Annotated in this window: 22 protein-coding genes; 13 read left to right on the top strand and 9 right to left on the bottom strand. The window is 34.1% G+C overall.

Annotated elements, in window-relative coordinates:
• Positions 1–257: 257 nt before the first annotated feature.
• Positions 258–2,582, bottom strand: a complete 2,325-nt coding sequence (locus KF896_03075; protein ID MBX3042676.1) for a TonB-dependent receptor — start codon at positions 2,580–2,582, stop codon at positions 258–260.
• Between the two features lie 17 nt (positions 2,583–2,599).
• Positions 2,600–3,259, bottom strand: coding sequence for a metal-dependent transcriptional regulator (locus tag KF896_03070; GenBank protein ID MBX3042675.1), 660 nt, complete (start codon positions 3,257–3,259; stop codon positions 2,600–2,602).
• 164 nt (positions 3,260–3,423) lie between these two features.
• Between KF896_03070 and KF896_03065 the strand changes: the two genes are divergently transcribed.
• From KF896_03065 to KF896_03040, 6 genes are all read left to right on the top strand, one after another.
• Entirely contained in the window at positions 3,424–4,257 is an 834-nt protein-coding gene (locus tag KF896_03065; GenBank protein ID MBX3042674.1) for a PASTA domain-containing protein, read from the top strand.
• A gap of 111 nt (positions 4,258–4,368) precedes the next feature.
• Positions 4,369–4,716, top strand: a complete 348-nt coding sequence (queF, locus tag KF896_03060; GenBank protein ID MBX3042673.1) for a preQ(1) synthase — start codon at positions 4,369–4,371, stop codon at positions 4,714–4,716.
• 4 nt (positions 4,717–4,720) lie between these two features.
• Positions 4,721–5,152, top strand: a complete 432-nt coding sequence (locus KF896_03055) for a 6-carboxytetrahydropterin synthase (protein ID MBX3042672.1) — start codon at positions 4,721–4,723, stop codon at positions 5,150–5,152.
• 84 nt (positions 5,153–5,236) lie between these two features.
• Positions 5,237–6,079, top strand: coding sequence for an isoprenyl transferase (locus KF896_03050; protein ID MBX3042671.1), 843 nt, complete (start codon positions 5,237–5,239; stop codon positions 6,077–6,079).
• A 71-nt stretch (positions 6,080–6,150) separates the two neighbouring features.
• Positions 6,151–8,514 (top strand): outer membrane protein assembly factor BamA, encoded by a 2,364-nt coding sequence (bamA, locus tag KF896_03045; protein MBX3042670.1) that lies wholly within the window; start codon positions 6,151–6,153, stop codon positions 8,512–8,514.
• Between the two features lie 40 nt (positions 8,515–8,554).
• Positions 8,555–9,097, top strand: coding sequence for an OmpH family outer membrane protein (locus KF896_03040; protein ID MBX3042669.1), 543 nt, complete (start codon positions 8,555–8,557; stop codon positions 9,095–9,097).
• Positions 9,098–9,228: 131 nt separating this feature from the next.
• Here KF896_03040 and KF896_03035 read toward each other — a convergent pair whose 3' ends face one another.
• Together KF896_03035 and glgP are read right to left on the bottom strand one after the other, a co-directional pair.
• The gene (locus tag KF896_03035; protein ID MBX3042668.1) at positions 9,229–9,948 is read right to left on the bottom strand and encodes a CPBP family intramembrane metalloprotease; all 720 of its coding nucleotides are present in this window, start codon (positions 9,946–9,948) and stop codon (positions 9,229–9,231) included.
• Positions 9,949–9,976: 28 nt separating this feature from the next.
• Entirely contained in the window at positions 9,977–11,977 is a 2,001-nt protein-coding gene (glgP, locus tag KF896_03030; GenBank protein MBX3042667.1) for an alpha-glucan family phosphorylase, read from the bottom strand.
• A 74-nt stretch (positions 11,978–12,051) separates the two neighbouring features.
• On the opposite strand from glgP, the gene KF896_03025 reads away from it, so the two are divergent.
• Genes KF896_03025 through KF896_03000 form a run of 6 tightly spaced genes read left to right on the top strand, consistent with a single transcriptional unit; the run spans position 12,052 to position 18,058 of the window.
• Positions 12,052–12,996, top strand: a complete 945-nt coding sequence (locus tag KF896_03025) for a threonylcarbamoyl-AMP synthase (GenBank protein MBX3042666.1) — start codon at positions 12,052–12,054, stop codon at positions 12,994–12,996.
• Between the two features lie 28 nt (positions 12,997–13,024).
• On the top strand, positions 13,025–14,335 hold the full coding sequence (locus KF896_03020) for a tetratricopeptide repeat protein (protein ID MBX3042665.1): 1,311 nt from the start codon (positions 13,025–13,027) through the stop codon (positions 14,333–14,335).
• Positions 14,336–14,342: 7 nt separating this feature from the next.
• Positions 14,343–15,857 carry an OmpA family protein gene (locus KF896_03015; GenBank protein MBX3042664.1) on the top strand — a complete coding sequence of 505 codons (1,515 nt, stop codon included), beginning with the start codon at positions 14,343–14,345 and terminating at the stop codon, positions 15,855–15,857.
• Positions 15,854–16,570 (top strand): hypothetical protein, encoded by a 717-nt coding sequence (locus KF896_03010; protein ID MBX3042663.1) that lies wholly within the window; start codon positions 15,854–15,856, stop codon positions 16,568–16,570. Before KF896_03015 ends, KF896_03010 begins: the two co-directional genes overlap by 4 nt.
• Complete coding sequence (locus tag KF896_03005) at positions 16,567–17,499, top strand: hypothetical protein (protein MBX3042662.1); 933 nt, start codon at positions 16,567–16,569, stop codon at positions 17,497–17,499. Before KF896_03010 ends, KF896_03005 begins: the two co-directional genes overlap by 4 nt.
• 4 nt (positions 17,500–17,503) lie before the next feature.
• Entirely contained in the window at positions 17,504–18,058 is a 555-nt protein-coding gene (locus KF896_03000; GenBank protein ID MBX3042661.1) for a hypothetical protein, read from the top strand.
• 49 nt (positions 18,059–18,107) lie between these two features.
• Here the strand turns inward: KF896_03000 and KF896_02995 are convergent, their stop codons facing one another.
• From KF896_02995 to KF896_02980, 4 genes are all read right to left on the bottom strand, one after another.
• Positions 18,108–19,394: a Glu/Leu/Phe/Val dehydrogenase gene (locus tag KF896_02995; protein ID MBX3042660.1), complete on the bottom strand. Its 1,287-nt coding sequence runs from the start codon at positions 19,392–19,394 to the stop codon at positions 18,108–18,110.
• A 241-nt stretch (positions 19,395–19,635) separates the two neighbouring features.
• Positions 19,636–20,031 carry a hypothetical protein gene (locus tag KF896_02990; GenBank protein MBX3042659.1) on the bottom strand — a complete coding sequence of 132 codons (396 nt, stop codon included), beginning with the start codon at positions 20,029–20,031 and terminating at the stop codon, positions 19,636–19,638.
• Positions 20,031–20,861: a 3-methyl-2-oxobutanoate hydroxymethyltransferase gene (gene panB / locus KF896_02985; GenBank protein ID MBX3042658.1), complete on the bottom strand. Its 831-nt coding sequence runs from the start codon at positions 20,859–20,861 to the stop codon at positions 20,031–20,033. The genes KF896_02990 and panB overlap by 1 nt, the downstream gene beginning before the upstream one ends.
• Positions 20,862–20,907: 46 nt before the next feature.
• Positions 20,908–22,149 (bottom strand): S-adenosylmethionine:tRNA ribosyltransferase-isomerase, encoded by a 1,242-nt coding sequence (locus tag KF896_02980; protein MBX3042657.1) that lies wholly within the window; start codon positions 22,147–22,149, stop codon positions 20,908–20,910.
• 338 nt (positions 22,150–22,487) lie between these two features.
• Here KF896_02980 and KF896_02975 point away from each other — a divergent pair, with 338 nt between their 5' ends.
• Positions 22,488–23,426, top strand: coding sequence for a flagellin (locus KF896_02975; GenBank protein ID MBX3042656.1), 939 nt, complete (start codon positions 22,488–22,490; stop codon positions 23,424–23,426).
• A gap of 48 nt (positions 23,427–23,474) precedes the next feature.
• Here KF896_02975 and polA read toward each other — a convergent pair whose 3' ends face one another.
• On the bottom strand, positions 23,475–26,294 hold the full coding sequence (gene polA / locus KF896_02970) for a DNA polymerase I (protein MBX3042655.1): 2,820 nt from the start codon (positions 26,292–26,294) through the stop codon (positions 23,475–23,477).
• Positions 26,295–26,302 lie beyond the last annotated feature (8 nt).

The following is a 26,302-nucleotide window of genomic DNA, read 5'->3' as shown; positions in this document are numbered from 1 at the left end:
ATACGGCTGTCCGGCTGTCCGGCTGTCCGGCTGTCCGGCGGCTCTGCGAGCCGCCTAAAAATAAATTAGAATACATAATAAATACTCCTAATATAAAGTAAAAGTGGCACATTATTTGCGCCAATTAATCTCTCAACCCACTAAATAAAAAGAACAAAATTCAAAATTGACAGAATCACAATTGTAATATAATAAAAAAATGATAATTAAAATAATTTTTAATTTACATTTTTTTGATTGTATAAAATTTAAAACTTCTATATACCTGCTTTAATTCCAAAGGTGTATGTTCGTGGGCGAATAGGTCCATATATATAATCTGTATCTCGGGAAGCTCCTCTGTCGAAATCATTCTGAAACTGATTCAGCAAATTGACTATTCCAAAACTGAGAGAAATATCAGGATTTTTGAAAACCTTTAGAGATGATTGAATGTTCAGCTCAAAGAAATCAGGCGATTCAGTCATTCTGTCTAATTCAAGTACAGAACCATCCGGTCGAATTCCACCGGCATAATGTGGTACATACATATTGCCAGTATAAATGCCTGTCAGGTTAACATCCCAGCTATCAGTGATTTGTGCAAACAGTGTAAGATAGCCATAAAGATTAGGTGTTCGGAGGATATTGCTTGTAGTTTGCTCCGGAATTCCTTCAGTCTCATCCCCCTCAGACCATAAAATGGGCGAATCGTAAGTACTTGTTTGGTAAGTAATACCGGTCTGTAGCTGAATATCGTAAGTAAAAAATGTTTTGAATTCAGCTGTCATTCCCTGAACCGTAGCACCATCTCCGTTCCTTTTTGTAAATACAATATTCCCTGCGGCATCAATACCAGTTTCTTCATTAACGAAGACATCCAATAGCCTTGTATTGAAATATTCCAACGAAAGTGAAATTGGCAATTCATCAATGTAATATGTGTAATCACCACTGAAGGAATATCCAAATGAGCGTTCCTCTTTCAAATCAGGGTCGAGAAGGATAATCATTCTTGTACCGGAGCGGAGACTTTCGTGCAGGTCTTCATCATACGCCTGTGGCGCTCTGTAACCGGTTGTAAGATTACCTCTGAAAGTTAAATCTTTTGTAGCTTTATACATTGCAGTAAGTCTTGGGTTAATCATTGGATTTTCGACAAAATTATGTTTATCAATTCTTGCACCTGTAAGTAAGCTGAATTTATCAGTCATAAGCCAGTCTGTCTGGAAATAGAATCCCCATAATCTCGTAGTCTGATTTAGTGATGTCCTGTAACCTGTAGCTTCATTAATTACATTGTCATACTGATATTCAGCACCAAAAGTAAGCACATTGCTTCCTATCCATGCATCTTCAATAGCATGCGACATCATAAGCCCGCCAACATATACAGAGTTATTGGTTTTGCCATAGCCACGAGGGTCCATTTCAATACCGGTATAATTTCTGCGGTTTGTAAAATTCACAGAAGTATATGCAGATAATTTCGATAGATTACGGTTGAAGTACTGCTCATAAGTTAGTCCTCCTCCATGAATATCATGTGTCAGTTCTTCAGCCATCATTACTTCATGTGGTGGAAGTTCGAGCTGGTCTCCCCCACGTCTGAACTCGCCAATCGAATGAAAATCAAGTGATAATTTGCTGTATGCTGTTGGAGCATAAAATGCTCTTGCTCCAAATGAATTTTCTTTGAGAAGTGACGACTCTGTAAACCCATCACCATTTGCGTCCCATGGATTTCTTTCGTGGAAATTTCCGAAAAGATAAACTCCGGCGTCCTGCCTTTGGGTTACACTTGAACCACTTAACTGCATAGAACGGTCAGGGATTCTGCCATCTATAAAACCATGCAGATATGATGCTTCAAAATTGCTTTCTTCAGGCTTCCTTGTGATGATATTTATAATCCCGCCAATAGCATTCCCACCATAAAGTGAAGAGCCGCCACCTCTTACGACCTCAACTCTGTCAATCATATTTGCCGGAATTTGGTCTAAGCCGTATAATCCATTCAATGATGAAAATATAGGTCTGCTATCAATTAGAATCTGAGAATATCTGCCCTCAAGTCCGTTGAGCCTTACCTGAGTAAAACCGCAGTTCTGACAGTTCGCCTCTACTCTGAGTCCCGGTTGAAATCTAAGTCCGTCACGAAGAGCTACTGATTGAGATGTTGTAAATATCTTATCATCAATTACAGACACTTTTACGGGTACATCCTCATATATTTTGTCCGAGCGTGTTGCTGTGACAACAACATTACCGGAAAATATGACAGACTCAAACATTGTAATATTCAAATCCATATCATCTCCATCTTCGTGCTCGAATTCAATTGTATGATAATATGGTTCATAACCCACAGCAGTTATTGCTAATCTGAACTTCCCGTCGGGGATACGTCTGAGCATAAACTCACCTTGCTTGTTTGCTATTGTTCCAAGCATTGTATTTTCAAGGCGAATAGTCGCACTTGGAATTGGTTTGTCGTTTTTATCATGAACAATACCCCTAATTGTTCTGTCATGAGCTGATAATGATATTAAAAATCCAAAAAAAATGATTGTGAAGCTTATAAAAAACTTTGAAAAATTCATAAAATCTTACCTTATATTTAGTTATTGTTGATTTCTAAAATTAAAATTGATTTGGCAACTTCCATACCTATTACAGTATTCTTGCCATCGTTCTCTAATACGACTGAGCCTTCAAAAGGTTCCTTTCTGATAATTCTTACAATTTTATCAGGTAATAGGTTATTTTTTGATAGATATTTAAGCAATTCCGGATCATTCCCTTTAATCCTGAATATTTTTCCCTCATTTCCGACTTCAAGCTCAGACACAGGTTTGGTTTCATAATGTGAAAGCTCACCATTTTTATTTGGAATTGGATCGCCATGTGGGTCTCTATTTGGATATCCAAGATATTTATCAATAGCATCTTCAAATTTATTACTTATATGATGCTCCAAAACACAAGCCTCATCATGAATTTCATCCCAATCATATCCTAACACATTATGAAGAAACAACTCAAGAAGTCTATGCCTTCTAAGAATTTTCATAGATTCTGCAAGACCTGACTCAGTGAGCTTTACACCTTTGTGAGAAGTATAATAAACATATCCTGAATCTGATAATTTTTTTAATGTTTTTGATACTGATGATGGTGAAGCAGCTAATTTCTCTGCAATTTCATTTGTAGAAACATAATCATTATTACTCAAGCCGTAAATTGCTTTCAAGTAATTTTCAATACTTTCGTTTAGCATAATTTAATATTATTATTTCTCTATTGAAAATATATTTTACCATTATTGTAAATATAAATTTACATAACGGAAAATGATGTAAAATATTGATTAAGTCTTAAAGTTTTTTTAATTCTCAAATAAAATGCTTATTTTTAATTTTTTTAGAAACTAAAATTTGAATATTGTCAGAACAAGAAAAAAATATCGAAGAAGAAAAAAGGCATAAACCTTACAGTAAATACCGCAACCAAAATGATACTGAGAGTAATTTTAGATTGAACTTAAGTTTTAAACCTAAACATGCTCTTCCATATTTGATTGTAATTCTAATTTTTATCCTATCATTATATTTAGTATTTTTATTGGTTGATGGAGTCTTGATGCCAGCTCTGGTACATAATAAAAAATTGGTAAAAGTACCTGATTTAACCGGTAAATCATTAAACGAAGGTTTGGCACTTATTTCGGGTGCAAAACTGGCTTACAAAATTTCCCACGAAATATATAGTGAGGAATATCCAAGCAGAACAATCGTAAAACAAGTTCCATATCATAATATGGAAGTAAAAGAGGGACGAACATTATATTTGACAGTCAGCAAGGGCAAGGAAACTGTATCAGTACCTTATTTAATCAACTTACCACTGAGCAAAGCTCGATTAGAACTAATGAACAAAGGTTTGGAACTTGGTGAGATTAGTTATGATTTCAGCGAAACCGTAGGAAGAGATTCGATTATGGCTCAAAGTGAGCAGCGAAATAAATTTGTTCCTTATGGCAGTGTTATACACATTACTGTCAGCCAAGGGTCAAATGCTCAGGAAGAAGTACCTATGCTTACAGGATTATGGCTGGAGGAAGTCAGTTTCGTGCTGGACGAACACGGATTTGAGCTGGGAAATATAACTTTTCAAAAAAATGAAACTTATACTTTAAATACAGTCATTGCTCAGTTTCCTCCTGCAGGAGAAATGCACCGAAAAGGTACTCGAATTGATGTTACGATTTCTCAGTAAGTCTTACAATATAATATTTTTTAAATTAATTACCATCAATGTTTTAATACAATTAAAAAAATGATTATTTTTGCATAATTATAAATTCATTTAACAAAATTATTCGGAGAAATCAAGTTGAATATCGAAACATTCCCAAATCCTGCCCCTCAGCGGGATTATGAGATAAGTCACATAAATCCTGAATTTACATCTGTTTGTCCAAAGACAGGACTTCCTGACTTTGGAACAATTACAGTCCGCTACGTACCTGATGAAGTTTGCATAGAATTAAAAGCTTTAAAGTATTATTTCCTTGAATTCAGAAACAAAGGAATATTTTATGAAGCAGTAACTAATCAAATTCTTGATGATTTGGTATTGGCTTGCCAACCAAGAGAGATGGAAATCATTAGCGAGTGGGATGTTAGAGGCGGTATTTCGTCTGTAATCAAGGCTTATTACAAAAAGCAGGACTAATGCAATGCTGACCAAAATTGGTAAAGAATATAAATGGGAAATGAGCCATAGACTGCCATTTCATGATGGACCATGTAAGAATATCCACGGTCACTCTTACAAAATGTTTGTGATTTTAGAAGGTGAGCAAGACAATAATTCAATGGTTTTGGATTATTATGACATTGACCGTTTTGTCAAACCACTGCTTGACAAGTTAGATCACTCATTTATTTGTGATGATAAAGATGATTTAATGATTAACTTTCTGCGGGATAACGGATTTAAGTATCATGTAATATCATATTTAACAACATCAGAAAATCTGGTAACATATATGCTCGATATTGCAAAGCCGCATTTTAGTCAATTTGATAATCTTGTCAGTCTTACAATTCGATTATATGAGACAGAAGATGCTTACGCAGAACGCACAATTCAACTTAAAAACAGATAAAAAATAGCAATTTCTTGAATATATCGAAAAATAACCGTAAATTTGAAATTGTTCAAAGTCAAATTTTGAGATTTCTTTGAGGAAATGGTGAATTGGAATAAACAACGCAGCAATACAGATGTTGTAAAACAAGAATGTATTACAGCACTTGGCAAGCTGCCAAAACATGTAGCCGTCATAATGGACGGCAATGGCAGATGGGCAATTGAAAAAGGAATGCCCAGAATTGCAGGACATAAAGCAGGAATGGAAAGTGTACGAGATATCGTTAAAGCTTCCTCCCAGCTTGGTGTTAAATACTTGACTCTCTACGCATTTTCGATAGAGAACTGGAAAAGACCTGCTACTGAAGTAATGGGTCTGATGAATATTTTAGAGCAGTATTTGAGGTCTGAGATTAATGAGCTTCATGATAATGGAGTAAGGCTCAGAACTATAGGTAAGCTTAGCTCACTACCTAAAGTAGTTCAGAAACTTCTTAAGGAGTCCATTGAGCTTACAGCTGAAAATACGGGTCTGAATTTGACCCTTGCTCTCAGCTACAGTGGCAGATGGGATATAGTCCGTGCTGTTCAAATGATAGGTTTAGATGTCAGAAGAGGTAAAATATCACCTGAAGATATTTCTGAAGATTTATTTACATCTTATCTTCAGACAGCTGACCTTCCGGAAGCAGATTTTATGATTCGCACAAGTGGAGAAATGAGATTGAGTAATTTTCTTCTTTGGGAAGTTGCTTACGGAGAGATTTATATATCAAACAAGTATTGGCCTGAGTTCAGAAGAGAAGATTTATACGAAGCTTTGGAGAATTATATGAACCGTGAGAGAAGGTATGGAAAGACCTCTTCGCAAGTTTTGATAGAAGCAGATATGAATAACGAAACATCATATCTGCAAAAAGTTATGAATGTGTTAAAGAAATAGAAACTCATTCGTCATTATATTGTTTGCAGTGTATTTTTAATAAAATTTAGATTTCAGAAAATAAGTTGAATATGCTTAAAAAAATTGTTTTGTTTTTGCTTACCGCCCTTACGCTGTCAGCCGAATTGTCTGCACAAGGTGGTATGCAGATGCAACAACCTCAACAATATACCATAGCCGGTGTTACAGTTCGTGGCAATCAGTTCGCAGATACTGAGAGCATTATAGCTTTATCAGGACTTGTTCCCGGCGAAAGTATCAGGTTAGTAAATGACCCAAAAGTTCAAAAGGCAATTCAAACTCTTTGGGGTCGAAAACAGTTTTCGTTTGTAGATATTAAGCTGGACAGAATTACAGATATGGGTGTATTTCTTGAAATTGTTGTAAAGGAAAATCCTAGAGTAAGCGCAGTAATTATTGAAGACAATGATGATATAAACGATAATGATATTATCGAAGCTGTTGGTAAAATGCGGGGTGATATTGTTTCAAAATATGATTTATATCTTGCGGAGCGTTCTGTTGAAGCTTTATATGAAAAAGAAGGTTCTCCTTTTACAAGAGTTAAAGCAAATTTTGAGGATACCGATACAAATGCATATACAAGAATTTTAGTAAAAGTCAATGAAGGAACTAATTTCAAAGTTCGCTCCATAAGATTTGAAGGAAGTGAGAATTTTAGCGATGGTGAATTGTCCGGTGCATTTGAAGAAACTAAAACCAAATCCTGGTGGCAAGTTTGGAGGTCAGCTAAATTTGAAATGAAAAAATACGAAGATGATAAAAAACTTCTTGAAAAATTCTTTCAAAAGAATGGTTTTATTGATGCTTTTATTGTTAAAGATTCAGTTATTTATGATGCAGACAAAAAAGCTGTTCATATCATCATCACTGTGGATGAAGGTCCAAAGGTTTATGTCAGAAATATACGCTTCGAAGGAAATACAGTCTATCCTGACGAAGTGCTATTGAGACGACTTGAATTTAAAACAGGTGATGTTTATAATGTAGAAAGATTTCAACAGAATTTAACCGGAAATGAAAATCAAACTGACGCCTCTTCTCTCTATCTTGATAATGGATATTTACAGGCAAGGATGATGCCTGAAATACTAAGATTGCCTCCTGATTCGGTAGATATTCTTGTAAATGTATATGAAAATGAAAGATTTAAAATTGGTAAAGTAACAATTGTCGGCAATACTAAAACTAAAGATAAAGTTGTTAGACGTGAGCTCTTTACAAGACCCGGAGATTTCTTTGACAGGTCAGCAATAATTAGAAGCATAAGAGCACTTCAGGTGCTACAGTACTTTAACCCTGAAACTTTAAGACCTGACATCAAACCAACCGAAAATGATAACACCGCAGTTGATATTGTTTATAAAGTAGAAGAACGCTCGACAGATACTTTTAATGCCTCAATTGGTTTTGCAGGTAGTTTTGGACTTACCGGTGCAGTTGGATTTACCTTTAATAATTTCTCAATTACAGAACCATTGAAAGGTGGTGGCGGACAAATTTTTAACTTTAATTGGGAATTTGGACAAGCTAACCGCTACCGAAACTTCTCTCTTGGTGTAACGGAGCCATGGCTTTTTGATGAGCCGACAACTGTTGGATTTAATGTTTTTGATACTTATTTTAATTTTCAGGACTTAGACCAAAGCAGAACCGGGATTGGTATAAACATTGGACGTCGTTTCAGATGGCCTGATGATTACTGGAGAGCCGACTGGAGTACCCGATTACAAATTAACGACAACAAAACTGAGTCTTTCTTCTTCAGACAGGGCAAATTTACGGAAGTAACGATCGGACAAAGACTATCACGTATTTCGCTCAATCACATGTTTTTCCCAACAGCAGGCTCAAGATTTTCATATTCCACAAATTTTGCAATGGGCGCAATTGGTATCGGTCAAGTTGATTATTTCAAAAACGAGTTAAATTTCGATATGTACAATGCTTTAGCGAAAGTTGAAGGCAATGACAGACTCGTAGCAATGCTTTCGACAAGATTCGGATATCTTGCGGGATTCAAATCTGATACTACAATTTCTCCTATTGAATTGTACAGAATGGGTGGTAACGGGCTTAGCGGTTTCAGTGTTACTCCTTTACGAGGCTATCCTGATAATCAAATCGGACCGGGAGCAGGAAGTAAAGTAATGGCAAAATACACTGCAGAATTAAGATTCGCAATATCCCTTGACCCTATGCCAATTTATGTCTATGGCTTTGCCGAAGCAGGTAATGTCTGGGGTGACTTACGCTCGACCAATCCCTTTGATTTAAAAAGATCAGCAGGTTTTGGTATTCAGATGATGGTTATGCCCATTGGCATTATGGGATTTAGTTATGGTTATGGATTTGACACTTTATCAAATGGCGAACAATCGGGTTGGAGATTTCTATTTCATTTAGGACAGTAACAGTATATTATATTAATTTAATTTTTGGAGAATTTTGAGTATGAATAAGTTGAAATTTTATCTTCCGATTATATTTATGTCAGCAATTTTGATGCTGACAGTATCGGAAAATTCTTACAGCCAGGCAGGGAATAAACTTGGTGTGGTTGATGTTGAATCAGTTTTGAAGGAACTTCCTGATGCTATTGATGCAGACAGGCTTATCAAAGACAAAGGACAAAAGTGGCAGGATACACTTTTGAAAATGCGTTCAGATTTGACTGCAAAAATCGAGCAGTATCAGAAGCAAAAATCTATGATGCCCCAAGATAAACAGCAAGTGGAAGAAGAATCATTACAAAATCAGAACATGATTATGATGCAATATCAGGAAGAAAAGTTCGGACAGCAGGGTGAACTTAATAAATTCCGCGAAGAATTGCTTGAGCCAATCAGAAACAAGATTCGTAAAGCTATTGAGAAAGTAGCCAAGGAAGAAAAAATTATGCTTGTTGTTGATAAAATGGCTGCAATTTATTCTGACCAGTCGATTGATATTACTTTCAGAGTAATTGACAGTATCAAACGCGGTGGCAATAACTAATATTCTGATTTTTGTATAATTTATAATAATGATGTCCAACTGAGCGAAGTCAATTTATACTTCGCTCAGAGTGGCACAAAAAAGATTCTAACCCAACTAAACAATATTTAAAGTCCTTACAACAGAGTTAGTCAAGAAAAGAAACTACTTAATGTAATTGCCAGATAACTTAAACCATTGAATACACCATGCAGAAAAATTCCGATAGTAGTATTATCTCTTTTTTGCATAATATATGGAATAATAACAATTGTTGGAATTAACATAATCATCATTTGCCAACCAAACGCAAGGTGAAAAAGCATCCAACCAGCTGAATTGACTATCCATGTATATTTGCCCAATACTATTCTTTGTTTGGGGAACATATAACCACGCCAGAAAATTTCTTCTCCCACAATATTGAAAAAGAACATTATTAACCAAGTAAGAAGAAGCCACCATTCATTAGGTTTTATCGGAGGCATCTCCATAAATGCAGGATTTGTACTGAAGTTCGATATCAAACTACTTTCTGCAAAAAACACTAAGCCACTTGAAACATATAATGCAAGCAATCCCCATAAAGACCACTTCCAGTCTGTTTTGTCAAGCTTTTTAATCCTGAATCTTTCCCAGAATGACTGTCTTAATCCAATAGCCCTCTCACCTAAGAATGCTGCAAAAGCTGATGAAAAAAGCATTACAAATACAATACCGCCACTTATGTGCCATGCTAAAACAGGGTGAGCTCCAAATTTGCGAATCAAAAATGGAAGATAATTCCAACAAGCAAAATACAAAATAATCGTGAAGAATATAAAAATCAAGGCTGATTTAACAATTCCCAGGGGTTTTAATTCAAAATTCACTATCTTTCCGTGTTTAAAATTTGAAAAATCATGCATTGTATAACGTTCGAAAATAATCCTGCATCATTCTTTCAGAACTGAAGTTAATAATGGACGTAAGAAAAGACTCTTTCATAATTTCAGTCCATTCATAAGATTTGCCATATATTGCATTTGAATATTTAGGAATAATATCGAATTCAAGTATATTATAAATATTACTAACAATTTCATTTTCCGATTGATTACCGTCAATTGAGTATCCATTCTTTTTATTAAAAGCTTCATGCCACCAACCGTCATTAATACTAAGATTTATACCAAAATTTGCAGCCGCTTTCATACCTGAAGTACCGCATGCTTCTAATGGTCTTTCTGGTGTGTTTAACCAGACATCAGTACTGCTTACTAATAATCTGCCCAATCTAATATCATAATTCGGAATAAAAATAATATTTTTATTAAGTTTGTTATTATTTATTGAATCAAGAACTTTCTGGAGGGTTTTCTTACCTTCTTTATCTTTAGGATGAGCTTTCCCGCTGAATATTATGATTATATTTACCGGGCTTGAGTCCAAAATTATCTTCAAACGATCTATATCGCTGAAAATCAGGTCTGCTCTCTTGTAACTTGCGAATCTTCTTGCAAACCCAATTACTAAAGATGATTTCAGACTTGCTAAGTCATTGTTTTTAAAAAATATTTCATTTTGATTTATTGATTTGTGGCGAAATATCAATTCCAAGCTGCGATTCTTTACTTCTAATTTATCATTTAGAAGTATTTCAGGCTTTAATCTCTGAATTGCTTCTCTAATTTTATCTTCATCTCCTGAGAAATCATCAACATAATTTCTAAAAATACCCGACATCCATGAATTAAGATGAATTCCATTAGTAACATAATCCATAGAATCAATCTTATTATTAACTTTATAGATTTCATCCCACATTACTGTTGCTGTCTGCCCGTGAAGTTTGCTAACTCCATTGGATTTCTTTGCAAGATTAATTCCAAATGAAGTCATTGAGAACATATCTTCATCAATTGAAGAAGTCTTTCCCAACTTAATTAATTTTGGAAAATTCGACTCGAAATCAGGTACTATATTTTCTAAATATTTTTCAAGTTCCGAGATTTTGAACTCCTCATTTCCGTGAATCACAGGAGTATGTGTAGTAAAAATATTTTCATTTAATAAATTATCAATCGCTTCAAATAAATCAATTCTATTATTTTTTGAATAGACGATAGCTCTTTCAAGCATTGCAAAAGAAGCATGGCCTTCGTTAATATGATATTTTTCAACAGTTAAACCTAATTTATTTAAGATTTTTACTCCTCCAAAACCAAGTACGATCTCCTGTAATAATCTTAGAGTGCGGTCGCCTGTATAGAGCTGCTTAGTTATTTTTCTGTAATCACCATTTTCTAGTGAATCAGTACTCAGGAGTACAACAAAGCCGCCGGCTATATTGTACTTATAAGCAGTAATTTTTAAATCAAATCCGGCAATATTGATGTCAACAAAAATATCCTTACCATTATTATCCTTAAATTTTTCTATACCTGTTTCATATTTGTTTACATTTGGATAAGTTTGTTTTTGACGGTTATTGCTGATGTATTGCTTGAAATAACCATTTGTATAAAATAAACTGACTCCGATTAATCCAAGATTATTAGCTATTGAGGATTTAATGATATCACCTGCAAGAATTCCAAGTCCGCCTGCATAATTCGGGAAAGTCTCATGAAATCCAAATTCCGGGCTGAAATATGCTACTTTATAAGTCGGATTTTTATCATAATTTTCAATCAATTTCTCATATCTTTGCCAATACTTGTCATAGATTTTGATTTCAATTTCATGATTCTTATGTTTTGATTGAAGTTTCTTTAAAAAAGTTTTCGGATTAAAATTTGACTCATACCATAAATCACAATCAATTTCCAAAAACAATTCTTCGAATGAAGAGTCCAAAGCAATTAGGTTTTTTTCCGCTATATCTTGAAGAATTTTGTAATTACTATCGTCATTAAGCATAATATCTAATATAAAATGTAATAAAAATAAAGTCTATTAGTCAATTTGATACTTTTTTTATTGTAATATTAATGATGATAACAGAAATACTAAATATATCAACCGACTTTGATTCATCAATTGAGAAGGCTTTGAGCTGGCTCAGAGCCGGTATGCCTGTTGTTTTTCCAACTGAAACTGTTTATGGAATTGGCGGAGGATTATTTGATTTAAATGCAGTAGAAATGGTTTATAAAATAAAAGGTCGTGATTTTAAAAATCCACTTTCTGCTCATATTTCCAATATCAATGATGCTAAAATGCTTTGCCGCGATATACCGGATGAATTTTATATACTAGCTGACAAGTTCCTTCCCGGACCACTTTCAATTGTGATGAGCAAAAGGAGTGAAGTACCTGATTTGGTAACAGGTGGTGGCGATACATTATCAATCAGGTTTCCGGCAAATGACATTTTTTTAGAACTTTCACAAAAATTTGGTCAGCCAATTGCAGCCACTTCAGCCAATAAATCCGGCAAACCGTCTCCCGTGATTGCAATGCACGCTTATGATGATTTGCAGGGTCTTGTCCCTGTAATACTCGATGCCGGTAAATGTCGCTATCAGATTGAATCAACAGTAATTAGCCTTGTTGATGAGCCAAAACTTATCAGACCGGGTGCAATTTCGCAAAAAGTTATTTCTGAAGCTCTTGGTAGAGAAATTAAGTCATTAAATACACAGATTGCAGTATTTGATAACAAAAAAAGTTCACTTGAAAACAGCTCATTCAGGATAATTTGTTTTGATAATTTTGATTCCATAATTGACTTTTGCAAAGATAAATCCAAAAATGATATTTTGATTTTTTCCCGTGAAAATATCCATGATATTTTTAGTGTCCAAAAAACTGAAGAGTCATCATTCTTTTCAGATTTGAGGGATGCAGAAATAAATGGAGTACAATATTTACTCGTTGAAAAAGACCAATATGTTATGAATAGCGAAGTACTTCGTCATAGACTAAAAATAAAATGATTTGTTAAATTTATTAAATGGTAGATTAATGCTTAGATTTCTGATAGTAATAACGATTATTTCATTGACATTTATAAAATTATACTCACAAAATGCTGACTATGAAAGTGGCGACGCTGCATTTTTTGCAAGAAATTATGATAAAGCAATTGCTGAGTATACAAAAATACTCCAAAAAGACCCGAAAGATGCTTATGCACTCTACAAACGAGGTGTTGCATTTCTATACACTAATAATTTTGATGCAGCTATAAACGATTTCAATCATGCCCTTGATATCAATGGCGATGACCCTGATTCATTTAATAATCGCGGATTGGCTCTTAGCTATAAAGGAGACTTGGAAAAAGCCATAGAAGATTTTAACAGAGCTATTAAGCTTGATGTAAGTTTTTCTCAGGCTTATATCAACAGAGGAAGCGCTTTTATAGCAATTCAGCAATTCGATAAAGCAGTTAAAGATTTCGATAAAGCCATCAAACTTGATGCTAAAAATCCTGAAATTTACCTCCAAAGGGCAAGACTTCACTACATAAAAGAGGATTTTGCTTCATCTGCAAAGGACTACAGCACTGCAATTGCTCTCGGACTTGCAAGTGCAAAAGTTTACTATAATCGAGGTAACACTTACTATAAAATGGAAAAATATGATGAAGCCATTAAGGATTATACTACTGCTTTCGAACTTGACCCCGATGAACTTGATGCACTAAACAATCGAGCTTATACTTATAGCTTGATTGGAAAAGAGGCTGAAGCAGATAAAGACAGAAAGTTACTTTCAGAATTAAGAAATGCAATATTTACACCACTCGAAAATTTAAATTTTAAACAGTTTGCAAGTCCGGATGGCAGCTTTTCTATCGAATTGCCTGATAATTGGAAATTAATTCAAATGCCGGTTGAATCAAGTGACAGAGTTGAATTTTTATTAACACCTGAAAATATTAATCCTCAATCTGAAGGTATGGTTGTAGGTGTTACTGCCGGAATTATAAAGAATTTAAGCAAATCAATACCTGTATCAACTGAACCTGATATTTTAGAATTCTGGAAGGGCAGCATGGACCAAAGCAATGAAGATATGCTCATATATAAAGTTTACTGGCAACGTCATCTTCAGCTTAAAGGGCATGCAACAATACTAAACAGAACTACAATACAGGCAACTGAAAATCACATGGCATTCGGTATGCTTGAATATGTAATTGCCTGGGGTGATAATTTGATATATTTATATTTTCAAGCTCCTGAAACAAATTTTGATTATTTTGAAAAAATATTCGAAAAGTCATATAATTCATTATTGATTGATGACAGTTTAAAATTGACTTATTAAATCATCCATGTATAAAATTGAAATATCAGGAATTAGCACAAAAGCAAAATTAGCAATAATGATTGCTTTATCTGCTTTACTTCTTCAATCCTGCCCCCAACAAATGGTTAAAATGCTTGAAAAGCAAGAAAAACAGATGGAGGAATATAAAAACAGGAAACCGGTATATCTAACTCAAAGTAGAACTTTAGCAAGCGGTGAAGAGCTTGAATCAACATATTTTAATGACAGTAATGCAAACTATGATTCATTAATTAAAGCCGAAAGCTTTCCGATAAGATTTGAAATTACAAAAATCGAATCCGAAAATTTTCCAAATCAGATTTCTCTACGGACTGTAGTTTTCGATACAAACGGCAGGTATATCTCTGGACTTGCACCACCCTATTATACAGGAGATGACAGTTATCTTAAATATTGGAAATTACTAACTGATTCATGCCTTATTAATCAGAATATGATCAATAATTTTGAAGTTAAAGAAATTCGCGATAACCAAAAGAAACCTTATTCCATTGCATTTATTCTCGACCATTCGGGTTCTATGGGAAGTAAAAGAATAGAAAAGCTTCGTGAAGCTGTAAAACATGTGCTTTTCGCAACAAAAGAAAATGATATGATAGGCATTATAAGGTTTGCAAGCAAAATTGTTTTTGAATTACCATATAATTCAGACCGTGAATATTATCGGAATTATTTTCAGATTAACGAACATAAAGGCGGTAACCATGGCGAGGGAACTGCAATGTATGATGCCATTGAATTTGCGATTTCAAATTTTGATACAATACCAGATAATTTTAAAAAAGTAATAATTCTATTTTCTGATGGCGGAGATAATCAATCCAAAATTAAAATTGATTCAATCATGAGATTGACACGACAAAAAAAAATAGAGGTTCACTCTATCGCTTATGGCTATGCGGGGAAAAATATTGAAGATTTAGCTCGCTATTCAGGAGGAAGATATTACCAAATTATTTCAACACGGGAATTTCCTTTTGTTTTCAGAGATATTTACACCATTCTCAATAATTATTATGAAATCACTTACAAACCTGATGAATGTTACGATAAACACTTTGTTTGTGCAGAACTAACATTTCCTTTTCTTAAAAATGTTACCATTCAAGCAAAAGGAGTTTATGACAAGTCAGCATTCTCAGAATTAGACCCGGTAGGTACGATTTACTTTGTGAATATTGAATTTGACTTGGGAAAATCAGATATAAAACCTGAGTCGAAAAAAAGTATTGCTCTCATAGCTGAGTCTATGAGAAATAATCCAAAATTGAAAATTAAAATTAATGGCCATACAGATGATATCGGGAATGATGATTTCAACCAAAAACTATCAATTGACAGAGCTGTTTCAGTGATGAATGAACTAATCGAGACAGGAATTGATAAAAACCGATTAAGCTATGCCGGATATGGAAAATCAAGACCTTTGGTTCCGAATGACGGCGATGAAAATCGTCGCAGAAACCGCCGAACTGAATTTGAGATAATTGAAAAATGAAATTTAAATTATACATATTATTCTTAATTTTCAATTGTTTTAGCAACAATTTATTATCAAATGAACGGACTTTAGTTAATATTTCAGATACATTTGAAATTACATTTTGGCTCAATACTGATTCATTAGTCGAAAATAATTTGAAAGTAGTTATTAACTTCAGCAATCCCACTCTTGTAAGAATATTAAACGCGAAAATTATTTATAATAACAGTGAAATAGAAGCTGAATTATCTAAAGTCAATTATTATGATTATAATTTAGAAGTAAATATTCCTCCTTCAGATTCGATTGCAATAATATTAAATTCAGAGGTTTTAGCCGGAAATGATTCAATTTTCGACATTAGTTTGACTAACATAAGTATTAATGATTCACAATACAACCCCCAATCTGCATCATATTTTGTAAAAACTCTGAATAATGAACTCCCCTACCTGAGATTTACCAAAATCACTAATGTTTATCCAAATCCATTCTCGGGCAATGGTTTGCTGAATATTGAATATTATAACGATATAATCGGCGAAGTAGAATTTCACTTGTTTGATTATCTAAGCAGAACCGAAAAGATAAAGACTGTTCAAAACAATACTCCCGGATTTCAATCTGTATCGCTTGAAATAAATCCATATATATTATCTGGTTTATATTATTTAGAAGTTCGAACAAAGTTCAGAGGTAATTTCGTCCCAATAATTATTATAAAATGAAATACTTGATAATTACAATATTACTCATTTCAGTTCTTCCCGTATTTTCACAAGAAGAATTTCAGCCATGGGATTTGGATTCACTGGATTATAATGAATTAAATTTTGAAGAAGACTTCTCTTATCAGGCAAGTTATGGCTGGTTTCCAAAAATAGTAACATCGAAGTTATCTTATCTGATTTATGCGAATGGTGGTGATATTTGGGATGAAGCGCAATTAAAAACTACTCCACACATAGCACACGCAAGATTGCCCTTAATTGCCTCAATTCCTATTAGCACTGACCGACGGAAAACCAAAAAAGCATACTCTATAGAGGATGATGATAACGGACCGGCAACAGAATACGGCGAAATTGGGCTTGGAATAAGATTCAAAACGACAGATTATTTTTTCACACGGGTTCAATTAGCATATGTTTTTGGACACAGTTTGCTTGGTTCAGTTGATAAGTCCAAAAGGTTCCTTAGTACAGATGGCAATATAAAAATTTTGGAGGAAGCCAATTTACTTCATCTGAGGGAATATGGAATTAATATGAATTTAGGCATGGAAATCCCTTTTTACGGCGCATTTGCTTCTGCAGATGAAAATACTATGGAGTCACATTATTATCTTTACACAGGACTTAAAACATCACAAATTCTAAAAAGTCGTGTTAACCAATATTTGCAAATTTTGAATGTAAAGAATGAAATCAGATATGATAATGGCAGAGATACTTTGAACTTAATTCATAATCTGGAACTTCCTAACATAAATCTAACAAAATTCAGAGCTGAAATGGGACTTGGATACAGATTTATGTTTGATGGTTTTGGGTTGGGTTATGAGATTACTTACAGCTATCCACTTACTAATGTAATCAATGATGAATTCTGGAGACAACATATTGTAACATTTAATTTTAGTATAAATTTCAGGTGAAAGAATGATTTTCTATGATTTGCTAAATAAATATAATTGGAATGATTTACACGAATCACTTCTTGTTTTATATCCAGATGAAGAAAGAAATATGAAAGGATACAAAAGTGTTTTTGAAACATTAATAAGTATTGAAACAATTGAAACTGATTTTGAAATAATTATCGAAAATTGTATTGATACAAACAGCGATGGAGAAAAAATAGTATATGAAAGTGTTTCAGGAAAAAAATTAAATCCAGAAAATGGAGAGTCAGAAATATATGGGTTGGACTTTACTCCATGGGGTGAATGGCTTTGTATGAGTATAAATGAAAATACAAGAAATAATTATAGTGAACCTGAAATAATTTGTCATTGTCTGAATGAAATGACATTCTACGGTTTTACTCAGGAAAAAATACAGGAGCAAGCTTGTGAGCTTCAAGCCATAATTGATGAATTTGATAATATGAGTGATGAGGAAAAAGCAGCAAATACATATACATTTGATGAAGTCAAAAAAATATTTGAAATAGATGATGATATTCCGGAAGATTTAATAAATAAAAGGGACTGACCTTTTCAAGTCAGCCCCAAACATATTTCAGATTATAAAATGTCTTATCTTATACCCAGCCACGAAGTTTACAAGCTTCAGCAACTCTTGAGATTGAAATTAAATAAGCAGCATCGCGCATATATATGTTTCTTGTGCGAGCTAAGTCGCTAACTGCATGGTAAGCGTGAGTCATCTTCTGGTCTAATTTTTCAAGAACTTCTTCTTTAGTCCAGAAATAATTCATATTGCACTGTACTTGTTCAAAATATGAACATGTAACGCCACCGGCATTAGCTAAAAAGTCAGGAATATTCCAAACACCACGTGCTTTTAATACTTCGTCTGCTTCCGGAGTAGTAGGACCGTTAGCACCCTCTGCAATAACTTTAACTTGTTTACTAATCATATTAACAGTTGTAGCATTTATTTGATTTTCTAAAGCTGCCGGAACAAGAATATCAACATCCTGCTCAATCCATGCATCGCCATGTAGAATTTCATAACCTAATTCTGCTGCTTTGGCTTGATCAACTTCGCCAAAACGATTAGTTATGCTAAGTAACTCCCTCCAGTCAATACCGGACAATTTTTTGTAAGTAACAGCTTTCTTTTCTTTGTTATCCCAGCTTGATACAGCAATTGCTTTACCGCCATATTGTGCGTATAAATCCATAGCATATTGACTTACGTTACCAAAACCCTGGAAAGAAGCAGTAGTATTTTTAATATCAATATTTAATTCTTTCAGTGCTTCTCTTAAAGTATAGATAACGCCATAGCCAGTTGCTTCAGTTCTGCCTAAAGAGCCGCCTGAGCCAAGCGGTTTGCCAGTAATAACACCAGGTGCTTTATATCCAACGATTCTCTCGTATTCATCAAGCATCCAAAGCATGTGCTGACCATTAGTCATAACGTCCGGTGCCGGAACATCCTGAAGAGGTCCAATATTTTTGGCAACTTGGCGAATCCAACCGCGACATATAGCCTCCTGTTCACGAAGTGATAAATTACGCGGGTCACAAATTACACCACCTTTACCGCCACCAAGAGGAATATCTACAACTGCCGTTTTCCATGTCATCCACATTGAAAGTGCGCGTACTGTATCTACTGTTTCCTGAGGATGGAAGCGAATGCCACCTTTTGCAGGACCACGTGCATCATTATGCTGACATCTGTATCCGCGAAATACTCTGTATGAACCGTCATCCATACGGATTGGAATATTGAAGTGGTATTCTCTATCAGGGTTTCTTAACAAATCTTTTGTTGCTTCATCTAATTGAAGTTGCTCAGCGATTGCATCAAACTGCTGTTGAGCCATCTTGAACGGATTGAATGAACCTTCTGACATAATTATTTTCCTTTTTTATTGTTATTTAAAATTACCAAAGATTTCAACTTAGAAATACTTTTTAAAAAATTGTCAATTAACTAACTCAAAATTAACGAATTTATTGGTAATATAAAACTTAAAAATGAAAAATTATGCAAAATAATTCATTTTTTATGTATATTTTATAACAATATTAAAAAATAACTTATTTTTGTGAAATACTTTCAATACAAAATGACAAATTATAAGCCCTTAATAATCAATCTTTAGTTAATCTTGCACCTTCCAAAACCCATTGCCTCATACCGGTTATATGATTTTGAGTAATATTCGACTTCTCGAAATAAGTAAAATGTGGTTTTCTTTCTTCAAGTATTTGATTCAGCAAACTTCCATCTGCATTACCGGGTACTACCAAACCGGGGGAATTTATAATAGCAAAATAGTCATTAAGTCTGATTCCTGCAGCTGAAGTATGCCCGTGACATCCGGCAAAAGCGCAGGTCAAATTCAAAAAAGGCTCTACTTGGGCAGTATAGCTGACATTTGTTTCAGGAAAAATAATATCCTTGGGGCTGCTGATTGAACTCTCGCAACCAAGTATTGCAGAAGAAATAAATATAGAAACCAATATAAAACCAAAATTTCTAATCATTAGTATGACTCCTTATCGTTAGGGAATTCTCCTTTTCTGATATCATCCCCATATTTTTTAGTGGAATTAAGCATTAAATTATATAACTCAGCATACCTTCGGACAAATCTTGGGTTAAAATCAACTGTAAGCCCAAGCATATCTGTCCAAACAAGAATTTGACCGTCACAATGAGCACCTGCTCCAATACCAATCGTAGGAATTGTCAAAGATTCGCTGATTTTCCTTCCTAGTTCAGCTGGAATTTTTTCTAAAACTATTGAAAAAGCACCCGCTTCCTGCAAAAGATGAGCATCTTTAAAAATTTTTTCTGCTTCATCAGTATCTTTTCCACGAGCTCTGTAAGAACCGAATTGATTAATGCTCTGTGGTGTCAATCCAAGATGTCCCATTACCGGAATACCGGCACTTGTCATTTTTGATATTGCTTCAATTACAACATCAGAGCCGCCCTCAAGCTTGACAGCATTACAACCGGTTTCCTTCATTATTTTTCCGGCATTGGTAAATGCTTCATTGGCTGCAACCTGATAGGTCATAAATGGCATGTCGGCAACAATAAGCGACCTTTCCGCCCCATTTACAACTGCTTTCGTATGATATATTGTTTGCTCTAAAGTAACTGACAAAGTTGTCTCAAGTCCCTGAAATACATTTCCAAGTGAGTCACCTACAAGTAATACATCTACTCCTGACTCTGAAAAAACTCTTGCTGTCAATGCGTCATAAGCTGTCAAACAGACAATTTTAACACCAGACTTTTTCATTTCTTTAAGTCTTAATGTAGTTACTTTCTTTTTTTCGTAATCGTATTGTTTAGCTATACTCATATTATATTATTTTATTATGAATTGATTATAAAACGTTCAAAACAGATTATACGTCTAACTTTCGTTTAAATAGAAATGAAGAGTCACCATAGCTTAAGAAACGATAATTATTTTGAAGTGCAAAATTATAAACTTTTCTCCATTCATCTGAGCCTGTAAATGCAGATACAAGAAGAATCAAAGTTGATTTAGGCAGATGAAAATTTGTAATAATACCGTTATAAAGTTTGAATTCATAACCCGGCATTATAAATAATTTTGTTCTTCCGATTATTACATTTAATTTTTCAGATTCCATCCATTTTATAACAGTCTCTAAAGAATCACTACACAAAATATTACCACTCTTCATCAATCTGTATGGTTCATCCTGATGTAATAAAATATTTCGCATATCAATATTTTCTTTTTTTAGCAATTTAACTCCAAACCAGTAAAGAGATTCCAAAGTTCTGACGGAAGTAGTGCCAACTGCAATGATATTTCTATTCATTTTGATGCTTTCGATTATGGTTAATATTGTACTTTTAGAAATAATAAACATTTCATCGTGCATATCGTGGGTTTTTACATCATCATAGCTTACCGGCAAAAATGTTCCTGGACCTACATGGAGAGTAACTTCAGACTTTTTTATTCCTTTTTCACCCAATTTATTTATAATTTCATCTGTAAAATGTAAACCTGCTGTAGGTGCTGCAACAGAGCCTGAAGATTTTGCATAAACTGTCTGATACCTTTCTGAATCGCTATCTTCGGTCTCTCTCTCAATATATGGAGGCAGTGGAATCAACCCTGCTTTTGCAATAATATCCGCAAATGAAAATTTTCCATCCCAAGAGAATTCAATTTCACCATAATTGTTTAATCTTGAAATTACTTTTGCAGTAAGTCCTGTCTCGGTTTCAATTTCAGGCAATATTATCATTCCTTCTTTTACATTTCTTCCGCCAATCATACAATTCCATAAGCATTTGTTTTTAGTTTGCATAACTATAGCCGGGTCTAAAGACGGTTGTATTGCATCAACAAGTAAAAGCTCACATTTCCCACCTGTTGGCTTTAGCATTCTTAATCTGGCTGAAATAACTTTAGTGCTATTGAATATTATATGAGAATTTGCAGGAATAATGTCTATAATATCCCGAAACATTCTGTCTTCAATTTTTCCGTTGCTCCAGCATAATAGTTTACTCGAATCTCTATTCTTTAATGGATAATCAGCAATTTTTGCTTTCGGCAATTCGTAGTTAAAATCAGAAAGTTTGATATTTGGTAAATAATTCATTTTATATTATATAAAACTTGAAATTAAAATATTTTAAAATGTAATCTGCTAATATTGTGCAAAAGTATAACTTTTCGCCAAATATTCACCAAAATTTTAGTTTTTATTATTTCAAAATTTTAGCAATATTCTAATAAAATACTCAGATAATTATAATTTATATCTCTGTAAACATAGATTATATCAATATTGAATGAACAAAACTCATAGATTATTCAATCATCATAAGAGTCGAATTATTTTATTTTGGCATATAACTTGTAATAATTCATACAACTGCGAAGAATTTTGCGGTTGAAGAGAAAATTATATTAATTAATGTCACAGGGAGGTTGACTATGCCTTTTGCGATAGGCGGAAATGCGAGGATACGCACGAACATTGCAGCGGAGAATGCTTATAATTCTCTTGAGGTATCGAATCGCAGTATATCATTACGTCAGTTGAGATTATCAACCGGTAAAAGAATTAACAGTGCAGCTGATGATGTTGCAGGTTATATTACTTCTCGTGCTTTGTATGCACGTAATACTTCACTCAAATCGGCTGTAAACACAGTGGGCGATGCTAAGAATCTTGCAAATATCATTATGGATTCTTATGAAAACATTGGTGACCAGCTTCAGAAAATCAAAGAAGCAATTTTGAACGCATCTTCAGGTGCAACCGGTACTGATGAAAAAGTTGCGCTTGCAAAGTCAGCATACAGATTAGCTCAACAAATTGATACCGTAGTTCAGTCAACAGTTTTCGGCGGAAGAAACCTTATTGATGGTACTTTTTCAACAGATTTCGTGATTGGTACAGATGCAACCAATAATCTAATCAGACTTTCAGTAGATTTATCTGCTACCAATACTTCTGATTTCAACGTTGCTTCAGCAAATGGATTCACAGTTGCTCTTGCAGGCGGAAATTTCGCAGGTATTGATGGATTGAACCTTGAAGAATTGAATGATGTAAATTCTACTGATCTTGGTTTATTCTCAAGAGATAATTTGACGGCTACTCTTAAAAGTATATCAGATGCAATCAATAACGTGAACAAAGTCGCTGCTTTTGTAGGCGGTATTGTCAACAGACTTGATTCGCAGGAAGATTTGCTTAAGAGTCAAATTGTAAACTATAACGCAGCTATATCAAGAATCGAAGATGCTGATGTTGCAAAAGAGCAGTTAGAACTTATTAAGTCGCAGTTCTTACAGCAGTCTTCATTGATTTCACTTGCACAGGCTAATTCAAATCCACAATCATTCTTACAGCTTATTCAGGGATAATAAATCTATACAAAATTAGATTTATCCCCTGAATTGAGCTAAGATGATTTAGTGTGCTTCAAACCAGTTACTGCCGGTGCCTGTATCAACTATTACAGGTACTTCGCCAAGTGAAAGTGATTCGGACATCAGCCTGATTACGTTATTTCGCAAATCTTTAAGTTCATCATTGTGAGCTTCGAAGACAAGTTCGTCATGCACCTGAAGCATCATTTTAGACTTGAGATTATTCTGAGTTATATATTTATGAATATTGAGCATTGCTATCTTCATCATATCTGAAGCAGTGCCCTGTATTGGCATATTTATCGCTCCCCGTTCTGCGGCGGTGCGTAAGTTTGCATTTCTACTGTCAATATTTTCAAAATATCTTCGGCGACCACATAGGGTTTCTGCATAACCTTTTTCACGTGCTGAGTTTATTGTTATATCCATATATTTACGTATGCCGGGATATTTTTCAAAATAATTATCTATTATTTCCTTTGCAGCAGTACGGGAAAGACCTAACCTTTGGGCTAGTCCAAAACTTCCCAATCCGTACATAATGCCAAAATTAACGGTTTTGGCAATTCGTCTCATATCCTGATTTACTTCTTCGATACTTATTCCATTGAGTATTGCAGCGGTTGCAGCGTGGATATCATTATTTTCCTTGAAAGCATTTATTAGATACTCATCTCCGCAAATATACGCCATTATTCTTAGCTCAACTTGTGAATAATCTGCCGACAAAATCACATAATCTTTATGCTGTGGTACGAAGGCTTTCCTTATTTCCTTACCTAAATCAGTACGAATCGGAATATTTTGCAAATTTGGGTCGGTGGATGATAATCTTCCGGTTGAAGCAACTGTTTGGTTATAAGTTGTGTGAATTCTGCCGGTATGTTTATTTATCAATTTTGGCAATGCTTCGACATAAGTTGACTGCAACTTTGTTATTTGACGATAATCCAGCACATATTCAGCTATCGGAAAAGATTCTGAAAGTTCTGTCAGAACCTGTACATCAGTGCTGTAGCCGGTTTTATTCTTTTTTTGTGCAGGAATCATCATTTTTTCAAATAGAATTTCACCCAGCTGTTTAGGAGAATCAATATTAAACTCCTGACCCGCTTCGCTATAAATTAATTTTTGCAATCTTTCAGTTTCTACTTTGATTATTTTTGAAATATCTTTAAGTGCATTTGTATTTATTGCCACCCCCTGAAACTCCATCAAATTCAAAACTTCGATTATTGGAAATTCTATATCATAAGCAAGTTTATTGAGATTTTCTTTTATAATCAATTTATCAAGAACATTTTTAAGTTTCAATGCAACATCTGCATCTTCACATGCATAATTTGAAATTTCTGATGGCGGAAGATCACGCATAGATTTTTGAGTTGCTTTTTTTTCTCCAATCAGAGATGAAATTGATATTGGTTTATAATTCAGATATTTTTCAGATAGTGCATCCATTCCGTGCTTCTGGTCAGGGTCAAGAATATAGGATGCAACCATCGAATCAAAAACGATCGGCGTTACGCCAATATTATGCCTTTTCAAAATAAACATGTCAAACTTAACATTCTGCCCGCATTTGCCTATTTTTTCATCTTCAAGAATCGGTTTTAATCTTAAAATAACATCATCTATGTTTAATGATTCATCCCATTTTTTGGAATTATTAATTTTTGGCTCTGAGAATAAGGATTCTTCTTCTTCTATGATTTCTTTTCCGATATATTCAACAGGAATATAATAACCTGTGCCTTCCTTAGCGGATAAAGAAATTCCAACAATTTCACAATTCTGTTTATCAAGAGAATCTGTCTCCAGGTCAAAAGACAATATTTCACTTTTTGATAATTCACTTATCACTAAATCAAGTCTGTCAAGTGAAGTAATCATCTCATAATTGGTCTCAATATTACCTAAAACTTCAGCAGATTGAATTTCGCTATCTTTCTTTTGAGCATTATTATTGTCGAAAAATCCTGCCGGAGCTTTGTTACGCCATTTAGATCTTATTGTATTGAAATTCATAATTTCAAAGAATTTATCCAACTCAATGAATTTTGCTTCCTTGATTACGCAATCTTCATAAGTGAAGTCAAGCTGAACATCTGTATCAATCGTAACCAAAATTTTCGACAGGAATGCCATATCCCTAGCCTCTTCAAATTTAGTCTTTAAAGATGTTCTTTCAATTTCATTCAAATTTTCATATATACTTTCGAGTGAGCCGTATTTTTGAACAAGTGGAATCGCTGTTTTTTCACCAACACCTTTTACTCCTGGAATATTATCTGATGAATCTCCTATTATTGCTAAAACATCAATAACTTTATCCGGTGTAACACCAAATTTTTCAATGACTTCAGGTATATTTATCCTCTCAAAATCCTCCCCTTTTCTACCCGGTTTAAGAAGTGAGATATTGCCTTCTACAAGCTGATAATAATCTTTATCAGAAGTCAGACATACAACTTCATTGCCTTGGGCTGCAGCCTTTTTTGCAAGTGTACCGATAATATCATCTGCTTCGAAGCCGGCTTTTTCAATTCTTGGAATCTTACTCAAATCTAAGAATTCTTTAATTCTCTTTAGCTGAGGAACAAGTTCTTCAGGAAATTCATCACGATTAGCTTTATATGCTTCATACATATTATGCCTGAATGTAGGCTCTGCCCTATCAAAAACCACTGCTATTTTTTCTGGATTAAATCTCTCAAGAAGAGAAGTTATCATATTAGTAAATCCAAAGACTGCGCCGGTTGGCTCTCCTTCGGAATTTCTCATTGCAGTATTAGACATTGCATGATATGCTCTGAAAACTAATGACATTCCGTCAATTAGATATAGTTTGCTTTGGCTCATAAATGAAA

This window comes from Ignavibacteriota bacterium (genome assembly GCA_019637995.1).
Classification (GTDB): Bacteria; Bacteroidota; Ignavibacteria; order Kapaibacteriales; family UBA2268; genus JANJTB01.
Note: the sequence above shows the minus strand (reverse complement) of the source record. Positions and strands in the feature narration are given on the sequence as shown.